The sequence below is a fragment of the Intestinibacter sp. genome (genome assembly GCF_034113885.1).
Classification (GTDB): Bacteria; Bacillota; Clostridia; order Peptostreptococcales; family Peptostreptococcaceae; genus Intestinibacter.
Genome location: NZ_JAXEWM010000081.1, coordinates 1 through 10,402 on the forward strand (window position 1 = coordinate 1; position 10,402 = coordinate 10,402).

The 10,402-nt window shown below is 29.2% G+C and carries 10 protein-coding genes and 1 riboswitch; of the genes, 8 read left to right on the forward strand and 2 right to left on the reverse strand.

Annotated elements, in window-relative coordinates:
• The first annotated feature begins 58 nt into the window (after positions 1 to 58).
• From SPD90_RS04825 to SPD90_RS04850, 6 genes are all read left to right on the forward strand, one after another.
• A complete protein-coding gene (locus SPD90_RS04825; RefSeq protein ID WP_320924476.1) occupies positions 59 to 1,309 on the forward strand; it encodes an ion channel in 1,251 nt (416 codons plus the stop codon).
• A 103-nt stretch (positions 1,310 to 1,412) separates the two neighbouring features.
• Positions 1,413 to 2,345 (forward strand): thioredoxin-disulfide reductase, encoded by a 933-nt coding sequence (gene trxB, locus SPD90_RS04830; protein WP_320924477.1) that lies wholly within the window; start codon positions 1,413 to 1,415, stop codon positions 2,343 to 2,345.
• A gap of 22 nt (positions 2,346 to 2,367) precedes the next feature.
• Positions 2,368 to 2,685, forward strand: coding sequence for a thioredoxin TrxA (gene trxA / locus SPD90_RS04835; RefSeq protein ID WP_320625112.1), 318 nt, complete (start codon positions 2,368 to 2,370; stop codon positions 2,683 to 2,685).
• A gap of 198 nt (positions 2,686 to 2,883) precedes the next feature.
• Complete coding sequence (locus SPD90_RS04840; RefSeq protein ID WP_320924478.1) at positions 2,884 to 3,483, forward strand: hypothetical protein; 600 nt, start codon at positions 2,884 to 2,886, stop codon at positions 3,481 to 3,483.
• Between the two features lie 233 nt (positions 3,484 to 3,716).
• Positions 3,717 to 4,412: a response regulator transcription factor gene (locus SPD90_RS04845; protein WP_290691072.1), complete on the forward strand. Its 696-nt coding sequence runs from the start codon at positions 3,717 to 3,719 to the stop codon at positions 4,410 to 4,412.
• A 10-nt stretch (positions 4,413 to 4,422) separates the two neighbouring features.
• The gene (locus SPD90_RS04850) at positions 4,423 to 6,489 is read left to right on the forward strand and encodes a sensor histidine kinase (RefSeq protein ID WP_320924479.1); all 2,067 of its coding nucleotides are present in this window, start codon (positions 4,423 to 4,425) and stop codon (positions 6,487 to 6,489) included.
• Positions 6,490 to 6,558: 69 nt separating this feature from the next.
• On the opposite strand, the gene SPD90_RS04855 is transcribed toward SPD90_RS04850, so the two are convergent.
• On the reverse strand, positions 6,559 to 7,929 hold the full coding sequence (locus SPD90_RS04855) for an alanine/glycine:cation symporter family protein (protein WP_320924480.1): 1,371 nt from the start codon (positions 7,927 to 7,929) through the stop codon (positions 6,559 to 6,561).
• Positions 7,930 to 8,110: 181 nt separating this feature from the next.
• Positions 8,111 to 8,204: riboswitch (glycine riboswitch) on the reverse strand.
• A 398-nt stretch (positions 8,205 to 8,602) separates the two neighbouring features.
• Between SPD90_RS04855 and SPD90_RS04860 the strand changes: the two genes are divergently transcribed.
• Positions 8,603 to 9,055 (forward strand): type II TA system antitoxin MqsA family protein, encoded by a 453-nt coding sequence (locus tag SPD90_RS04860; RefSeq protein WP_320924481.1) that lies wholly within the window; start codon positions 8,603 to 8,605, stop codon positions 9,053 to 9,055.
• Between the two features lie 46 nt (positions 9,056 to 9,101).
• Here SPD90_RS04860 and SPD90_RS04865 read toward each other — a convergent pair whose 3' ends face one another.
• Entirely contained in the window at positions 9,102 to 9,464 is a 363-nt protein-coding gene (locus SPD90_RS04865) for a DUF6483 family protein (protein ID WP_320924482.1), read from the reverse strand.
• Positions 9,465 to 9,642: 178 nt separating this feature from the next.
• Between SPD90_RS04865 and proB the strand changes: the two genes are divergently transcribed.
• Positions 9,643 to 10,402, forward strand: a 760-nt coding sequence (gene proB, locus SPD90_RS04870; protein ID WP_320924483.1) for a glutamate 5-kinase, incomplete at its 3' end; no start/stop codon positions are given.

Genomic DNA, 10,402 nt, shown 5'->3' on the forward strand with positions numbered 1-10,402 from the left:
GGAATTTATATTTGAAAAAAATAAATATAGTAAATAAAAAAAAGGGGAAAAAATTAAAATGTATGAGTATAATTTCGATGAAAAGAGGAATAATATAGAGGAAATATTAAAATTTTCTATAGAGGAAAGTAGGGATAAGTATTATTTTGAGCTAGATTTGTTTAAGAATGGAGAAGCACAGCATTTGCATGATAAAGGTATTAAGAAGAAAAAAACAATAATTAAGAATTCGGGTGATAAAGGAATAAACGATGAAAAAGAAATTTTAGACTTTGAAGATATCGATAATTTAAAATTTGAAACTTTTTACAACGTTGGATTTGGTTTATTTGATATGACCTCATCCGCTATATATAAGTATTTTCAAAATATAAAATTTGAGTACGTTATATTTAAAAATTGCGTGTTTAAAAATGTGCAGTTTGAAAACTGCGTGTTTTTGGGATGTGAGTTTTTAGATTGTAAATTTTTGAATACTAAGTTTAAATCAAGTGAATTTTTTGATACTTTGAATAAAAATATAACTTACTTTTATAATTCAGACTTTGAAAATTGTACTTTTGATAAGGCTAACTTAAAGCGAGCTGTATTTCAAGGAAATAATATTAAAGGTATGCACTTTGTACTTTCGAATTTAAAAAAATGTATATTTGATAGCGATGAAATCGAAGCCATATACTTTTCAGATTGCGATTTGAAATCATTTGCGATTATAAACAGCGCAATAAAAAAACTCGAATTTGACGATGAATTTTTGACTAAATTAAACGAAAATACATTTTTTGATAAAATTATGATGCCTAATAAAAGCGAAAAAGATTATACTAATATATATAAAATATATAAAAATATAGCTTCACAATTTGAGAGCAATAGACTTTTGAGTATTTCAGGAGAATATCATTATTTGTACAAGTGCAGTGAGAACAAGGTATTAGGTGGGTTTTCTAAATTAAAATCTAAAATATTCTGGATGATATGTGGGTATGGAGAAAGGCCTACTTATGCTTTGATTACTTCATTTGAGATAGTGCTTGTATTTGCTATAATATACTTGTTTACAGGAATAAGTGTTGGAGGAAGATTTATAAATTACAATTTGCCGTTGTTTTTTATATTAGAAAAAAAGGTAGTACTAGTAGATTTTTTAGAAGCCTTGTACTTTAGCTTAGTTACATTTACAACAGTTGGATATGGCGATATAATTCCAATTGGGACGAGCATTATCTTATCGAGTGTTGAGATGATATTAGGTGTTACAATGGTAGGTATATGGACAGCTACACTTGCTAGAAAAATAACAAGATAGATGCTATATATTTCATATTTTGGATAAATGTGATAAATTAAAAATATAACAACAAAATTTTAGTGGGATTTATATATTTATAGTTTATTGAAAGGACAGAGTAGTGAATAATATTTATGATGTAATAATAATAGGTTCAGGTCCAGGTGGATTGAGTGCTGGAATATATTCAGCGATGTCTAAATTAAAAACTTTGATAATAGAAAAAAATCATTTTGGTGGGCAAATATTAAATACTGGAACAATAGAAAATTATCCAGGAATTTTAGACGATGATACAGGTGCATCATTGGCTGATAGAATGGTAAAGCAATGCATAAATTTTGGAGCAGAGCTAGTGAAAGACGAGGTTTTAGAGGTTGATTTATACGATGATATTAAAACTATAAAGTGTAAAAACAATACTTATAAGACTAAAACTGTAATAATAGCGACTGGTTGCAAGCATAGGAACTTAGATGTAGATAGAGAGGATGAATTTTTAGGCAAGGGGTTATCATACTGTGCTATTTGTGATGGGCATCTATTTGAAGAGCTTCAAGTTTATGTAGCTGGTGGAGGAGATAGCGCAGTAAAAGAAAGTATGTATCTAGCCAAATTTGCTAAAAATGTGACTATTTTGAGTAAATACGATGAATTAAAATGTAGCAAATATATTGAAGACAAGTGCAAAAAAGTAGAAAATATATCTATAATAAAAAATGTAAAAATTACAAAGCTATTAGGTGAAGACCTATTAAATGGGATTGAAATTGAAAATTTAGAATCAAATGAAAAGATCGTCTTTAAGGCTGATGAAGACGAAGAAATAATAGGGTTATTTGTATTTATAGGATTGACTGCACAGACTGATTTATTCAAGGGATTACTAGACCTAGATGAAGAAGGTTATATAAAAACCGATCAAAATATGCAGACAAATATAAATGGCGTTTATGCTGTGGGTGATTGTAGATCTAAAAATTTAAGACAAATAATAACTGCTTCAAGTGATGGAGCTATTGCAGCTATGAATGCTGAAAAATATATAAATTAGAATTGATTTGGGGGATATGGCGATGATTAATGTAAATAAAGAAACATTTGAACAAGAGGTACTAAATTACGATGGAAGGGTTGTAGTAGAATTTTGGAGTGAAACATGTCAACCATGTAAAGAGCTACTTCCAAAGGTAGAGGAATTATCCAAGAAATACGATAAAAATATGAAATTTTGTAATCTAGATACTAAAACTGCACCTAGAATAGCTATCAAACAAAAGGTATTGGGGCTACCTGTAGTGAGAATTTATGAAAAAGGTGAGGTTTTAGATGAAACATCTAATGGAGATGTAACAATAGAAAATATTGAAAATATGATAAAGAAATTTATTTAATATATACAAATGTAAAGCTATAGGTTGTAATTACTATATTATAATAAAGGTAACAATCATGTAATTATTGTTACTAATTTGTAATCTGAAGTAACATTTGTGTAACTACAAATTCATAATATTAGGTGGTACTATAATAGTATAAATAAAGAAATAATATTAATTCATTCAAAATAATATGGATGGGAGGAAGACATTATGAAAAAAGCTATTATAAGTATTATATCAATATTATGTGTAGGTTTAATGGTGGTTGGACCTATAAGAGAATCTTACGCAAATGATTTAAATGATACAAAATCAGAACAAGAGGTAGTTAAGACTACAGAGCAAAAACAAGAAAAAACAGATAAAGTAGTCAAAGAAAAAGAAGCTACTAAACAAGCTGTTAAAGAAGAACAAAAATCTGAAAAGACTACAGCTAAGGAAGAACAAGCTGCAGTTAAAGAAACTCAAAAGGCAGATTCAAATACAAAGAAAGAAGCTAAAAAAGAAGAAAAAACAACTGTGAAAGAAAATAAAGATAAAACTGAACAAAAACAACCAGTTAAAGAAGAAATAAATGAAGATAAAGAATTGACAAAAGCAGAAGCTTTACAACTTGTAAAAGACTTCGAACCATCTTTAGATTACGATTATATGGGCGATGAAAACACATATGAATGTATCAAAGAAAATGGAATCAAAGGTTATGTTTTCTTACCACAATGTGAAGGAGATATGGCATACTTAGTTGATAAAGAAACTGGTAACATTTATTTCTTCCATCCAAGCGGATACTTTGAACTATTAAAATAATATATTTAAAATACATAAAAAAGCTGAACTTCAAGGGTTCAGTTTTTTTATGCAGATAAAGTCTCCTTATTAATGTAAGAAAAATTTAAGATTTATATTAGGTAGTATGTAAAACTTAGTTTGTATTATGAAAGTATAATTTGATAAGGAGGCTTAGTCGTGTATAATTATTTTATGAAGATAGCTATAAAAAACAATAGCACATAAATTACAAGGGGAAAGGATATTTTAAAATGTACAATATACTAGTAGTTGATGATGATAAGGAGATAGTTGAGTCTATCGAGATATACTTGAGAAATGAAGGTTATAAGGTATTTAAAGCATACGATGGGATAGAGGCTTTGGATATACTTACAACAGAGGAAATACATCTGATTTTGATGGATATAATGATGCCTAAGCTAGATGGAATCAAGGCGACTATAAAAATTAGACAGGAAAAAAACATACCTATAATTTTAGTATCTGCAAAGGGTGAGGACACAGACAAAATTTTAGGGTTGAATATAGGTGCCGATGATTACATAACAAAGCCGTTTAACTTGTTAGAGCTAATAGCTAGGGTTAAATCTAATTTAAGAAGATATATGAATCTAGGAAATTATAACAATGAAGTCAGAGAAGATGTACTTAGAAGTGGTGGATTAGAATTAAATACATCTACCAAGGAGGTAAAGGTAGATGGAAATTTAATAAAGGTTACCCCTATAGAGTATAGAATATTGGAATTACTCCTTAGAAATAAGGGAATAGTTTTCTCAATAGATGAGATTTACGAAAAGGTATGGAAGGAAGAGAGCTTCAATGTAGAAAACACAGTAGCAGTCCATATCAGGAGAATCAGGGAAAAAATTGAGATAAATCCTAAGGAGCCTAGATATTTAAAAGTTGTATGGGGGATCGGTTATAAAATAGAGAAATTATAGAGGTGATCCTATGAAAAAATTAAAAAATGTATTTTTGCTTGGATTTTTAATATCGTTATCTGTTTTTTTAGGGACTCATTTTTCATTTTTAATGGAGAGTCTTTGTGTAGATGTAAATTTTTATTATATAGATTATATGACTTCATCTGTTGAAGAAAACAGTATGAAGGTAGAGAGAGATTATTTTAAAAGCAAGCATTTTGACCGAAGTGTAGTAAATGGAATTTTAAGTGATTTAAAATACGCCGTTGCAGATGAAGAAAATTATAGCAATTATCCTTCAGAAGGTGACTATGAAGAGACACAAAGGGAATATATAAAATATAGTAAAAAAAATTCAAAAGACTATTTAAAAAATATAGATCATATAGAATATTATGCAATTAATAATAAGACGAAAGAAGTATTTACAAATACAAATTATAAAACTATTAGCGAATTTAAGAAAAATGCAGACGGATACTACCAAGCAGAGTTTGATAAAGAGAATTTAGTCGACAGAAAAATCGATAATGTCAAATATGAATCACTAAATGATTTTAGCTATATGAATGAAGATGTAGATAATAATGACGATATAAGTGCTTATATTTCAATTTCTAAAGATATGGCAAAAGGTGGATATTTATCTTATGACTACATTCAATATCAGAATGTATTAAAGCAATATGATATATGTAAGAAATATGGATTGCCTGCGCTTGTATTAGCAGTTGTATTTTTAGCAATATATATAATTATGAATTTTAAGCTTCCTAAGACAAAAAGAGAGTTTTGGCATTATTATAACAAAATTCCTCTAGAAGTAGTTATAGCTTTTTTAGCTACAGATATAAGTATGATTTTTGTTGTGGCTGATACAAATAATGGAACAATGGTCAAACAATTGTGTATAATACCTATTTTTATATTATTATTCTACTTTATTTTACTTATAAAACAGATTTCTAATTTTGAAAGAAAGAGAGATTTCTTCAAAACTAGCTGGATTTTTAAAATAATATGTTGGATATTTAGAAAATCAAAGAAGGCTTTTAGAGAAGCTAGAGCATTAATTCAAACTAGTCAAAAATTTACTTTAATAAAGAAAATTATAGCACTAGCAGTTATTTGTGTTATTGCTGAATTATTCTTTGTGCTCTTTGGCCCTTTAGGAATAATAATAGCACTTGGAATACAGCTTGGATTCTTGATATATTTAGTTAAAAGACTGTCTTATCTAAGCGAGATAATAGATGGCGTTCACAAGATAAAGGAAGGTCAAGTAGATTATAAAATAGAAGAAAAAGACGATTTATATTTCAAATCGCTTGCAAATGATGTAAATAATATAGGTGAAGGGCTTGAAAATTCTATTGAAGGAAGAATAAAGAGTGAGAGAATGAAAAGTGAGCTTATAACAAATGTTTCTCACGATTTGAAAACGCCTCTTACTTCTATAATAAATTATGTCGAGCTTATTAAGAAGGAGGAAAATATAAGTCCAGACTACTTAAAAGACTATGTAAATGTTCTAGATAAAAAATCTAAGAGATTAAAGGTCTTGATAGAGGATTTATTTGAAGCAAGTAAGGCGAGTACAGGAAATATAGAGCTAGAACTTGTAAAGCTTGATTTAAAACAATTAATAAGACAAAGTATTGGTGAATTAGAAGATAAATTAGAGGACGCAAAATTAAGTCTTAGAGTTAATTTAACAGAAGAGGATACATTTGTACTAGCAGATGGAAGAAGGATGTATCGAGTATTTGAAAATTTACTTTCTAATATATGTAAATACTCACTAGAGAATACGCGTGTATATATAGATTTAGAAAAACGAGACGGAAAAATAACAGCTACTATGAAAAATATATCTTCATACGAGTTAAACTTCGATCCAGAAGAAATAATGGAGAGATTTAAAAGAGCAGATGAATCGAGAAATACTGAAGGAAGCGGATTAGGTCTTGCTATAGCTAGAGATTTAGTGAACCTTCAAGGTGGAAATTTGACTATAGATATAGATGGAGATTTGTTTAAAGTAACAGTTGAAATGGATGAATATACACCGATTAGTTTATCTAAAGATAAATAATTATAAAATAATAAGGAGCTCCAGATGAATTTGAAATCTATCTGAGCTCCTTATTTACTAGCTAAAGTTTTAGCTAACTTTTTTATTTTGAGATTTATCTAAAGATTGTAAGTGATCCATATAAAGCTTTGTTTCTGATATAACTACAGGTGATAGAGCAAGTAAAGCTATTAAGTTAGGGATAGCCATAAGCCCGTTGACTATATCAGCTATAATCCATACCATTTCTAGTTTTAAGAAGGCGCCAAGTAATACCATTACCACAAATAAGCATCTGAAAATATTTATTTTCTTAGCACCGAATAAGAACTCGAAGCATCTTTCACCGTAGTAGCTCCATCCAAGTATAGTTGTGAAGGCAAATAAGCTAAGGCTTACAGTTAGAAATAGTGGACCAACAGTTGGTAAAACACTTGCAAATGCTGCTTGAGTCATTACAGCACCGTTTAACTCACCTTGCCAAACACCAGTTATTATTAGAGAAACCCCTGTTAAAGTACAAATTATTATACTATCTATAAAAGTACCAGTCATTGATATAAGACCTTGTTCTGCTGGCCATTCAGTTTTTGCAGCTGCAGCAGCTATAGGAGCACTACCAAGACCAGATTCATTTGAGAATACACCACGAGCGATACCATTTCTGATTGCCATAGCAACTGTTGCACCTAAGAAACCACCAGCAGCGGCTTGACCAGTAAATGCACTTTTTAATATTAGAGCAAAAGTTTGTGGTATTAAATTATAAGAAACAACTAATATTGTTAAACAAATTGCTATATAAACAACTGTCATAAAAGGTACTACCTTAGTTGCGACATTTGATATACTTTGAAGTCCACCGAATACTACTAATGCAACTAATACTGCAAGTACGACACCTACTATTTTAGGACTTATGCCGAATGAACTATTTACAGCTTCAGTAATTGAGTTTACTTGTGAAAATGTACCTATACCTAAAAGGGCAACTAATATACCACTTACTGCAAAGAATACTGCAAGAGGTTTCCATTTTTGTCCCATACCATTTACTATGTAGTACATTGGTCCACCTGAAATTTGTCCGTTTGAATCTTTTGATCTAAATTTTATAGCAAGTAAGCCTTCAGAATATTTTGTAGCCATTCCGAAGAATGCAGCAAGCCACATCCAGAATAATGCACCAGGTCCACCAGCTTTTATAGCTGTAGCAACACCTACTATATTACCAGTACCTATTGTAGCAGCTAGAGCTGTACATAGAGCACCGAAGCTTGATATATCACCGCTACCATTGTTTTCAGCTTTGAATATTAATTTTAAAGCCTTTGGAAGCTTCACTATTTGTATAAGTCCAAGTCTTACTGTGAAGTAGATACCAGTACCTACTAATAAAACTAATAGGGGAGGTCCCCAGATAAAACCATCGATTGAATTAAGTAATTGTAAGAAATCCATAAAAAACACTCCTTTTAATGTAAAATATTTTGCGAAATCAAATAATCTTTTATGAATTTAAGGTAAATATGAAAAATATAATTGCTAGTATAAATTATCCGTAAAATAAAAAATACTAAATCGACTTGATTTAGTACAGGATAATGTATACATTTTAGATTGAAGTATTAAATAAATACTTCTGTGCATCTCTGTCCTTTTGCCTGAGAGATTGAGCTAAATGCCTTTGCCCCTTCGGCGCCTTAACTAAATAAGGTCTCTCCAGAGTATCCTATACATTACAGTCACACTTTTAATAAAGTACCTGAGAGCGTTACTCCTTCGGTGTGTCATTTGACAACTCTTCTGTAAAGTTTCATCAGATTATTGATTTGTTGTTTGTAAGATAGATGATATAGCAGGAGGTAAATTTTGTCAAATAGTTTTTTTATACATATAAATATTATTAGAAGAATAATATAATTTTAAAAATTTTGAAAAATTTATAAAGTAAAATGATTTGAATGTTAGGATTTAATAAAGTAAAGGTTTAGATAAAAAAGTAGATTTTGATTTAATAAAATATAATGAAGGTTGTATTGAAAATTTGGATAAAAAAATAAAAATTTTTTCTAAAAAGTATTAAATTTTATAGTAAAATTAATTAAAAAATATGTTTATAGGAGCTAATATTATGTTTTGTCCGATGTGTAATAAAAATGTGAATTATAAAGTAATAACTGAGATAATAGATGAGTATAGAGGATATAAGGTAAATGTAAAACAAAATATCGCAGTATGTGATAATTGTGGCGAGAGAATATATGTATCAGAGTTAGAAAATGAAAATTTAAAAAGCTTATATCAAAAATATAGAAATATGTCAGGAATTATATCTCCAGAAGATATAATTGAATTTAGAGAAAAATACGAAATATCTCAAAGTGAGTTAGTGGCTATACTTGATTGGGGGAAAATGACTATAAATAGATATGAAAGAGGAGGTCTAGCAAATCAAAATCATAGCGATATATTAAAACTTATAATAAAAAACGAAAGCTATTTTAAAGAAAAAGTTGAAGAAGCGTATAAATATAAGAGAATAAGTAAAAAAACTTATAACAATATCATGCAAATTTCTCAGTAAATTATAAAATCCTAGCGATTAAAGGCTAGGATTTTTGATTAAATATTTAACTCAAATTTATACCATACTCAGCTGATAAGTCGTGAAGCCCCTGTTCAATTTCCTCTCTAGTGTAATTATGTGCCTCCAAAGTCTTATCATCAAGTCTATTTAAATTAGTATAAAAATCAATGCCGACTCTCAAATACTCGATATTACTTCTATCGACCTCATCGAACAATAAATTTTCGGCCTCGTTGATTTTACCTTCTGAAACTAATTTATTCAATTTATTATATAAAATATCAGTTTCGCTTTGAGCATTTTCTTCAGGAATTTCGTACACTACCATATCTTTATTGAAAAAAAGCTTTGATAGTGACATAGCCAAACTTTCTATTTGTCTAAGTAAGTAATCTTGCTTAAGCATTTTACCATCTCCTCGATTATATTTTGATATAAATATTATACACTATAAGTTAAAGATAAGTTAAAAAAATTAATAATGAACAATTATTTAAAAAATAATAATAAAATATGTGTTATAATAAATATTAATATTTTCAAAAATATATTATGAATAGAAACACAGTAAGGAGATTTAAAAAATGGGCTTTCGAGAAAATGTAAAAAATGCAAAAAGAATCGTAGTAAAGGTAGGGACATCGACTTTAACTTACGAAAATGGACAAATTAACTTAGGCAGAATTGAGAAATTAACAAGAGTTTTATCTGATGTAGTAAACTCAGGAAAAGAAGTAACTTTAGTGACATCTGGAGCAGTAGGTGTTGGAGTTGGTAAATTGAAATTGAAAGAAAAGCCCACAAATATTAGAGAAATACAAGCATTAGCATCAATTGGACAATGTGAATTAATGCATATATACAGTAAGTTTTTTGGAGAATATTCTCATACAGTAGGTCAAGTGCTTTTGACTAGAGATGTAATAGAAGACGAACATATCAAAGAAAATGTATGTAATACTTTTGAACTTTTATTAAACAAGGGGATAATCCCTATAGTAAATGAAAATGACACAGTTTCAATAGATGAGCTAGAAAATATAGCGAAATTTGGTGATAATGACAACTTATCAGCTATAGTTTCTGTACTTATAAATGCAGATGTATTGATTATATTATCTGATATAGACGGTTTTTACGATAAAAATCCAAAGGAAAATGAAGATGCACAATTAATAAAACAAATTGACGAGATTACTGAAGAAATAGAAGCCTGTGCAGGTGGCGCTGGTTCAAGCTTAGGAACTGGCGGTATGGCGACTAAATTAGCTGCAGCTAAGAAGGCTAATAAAGCAGGTGTTGATTTAGTTTTAGCTAATGGAGAGGATCCAGCGATTATTTCTG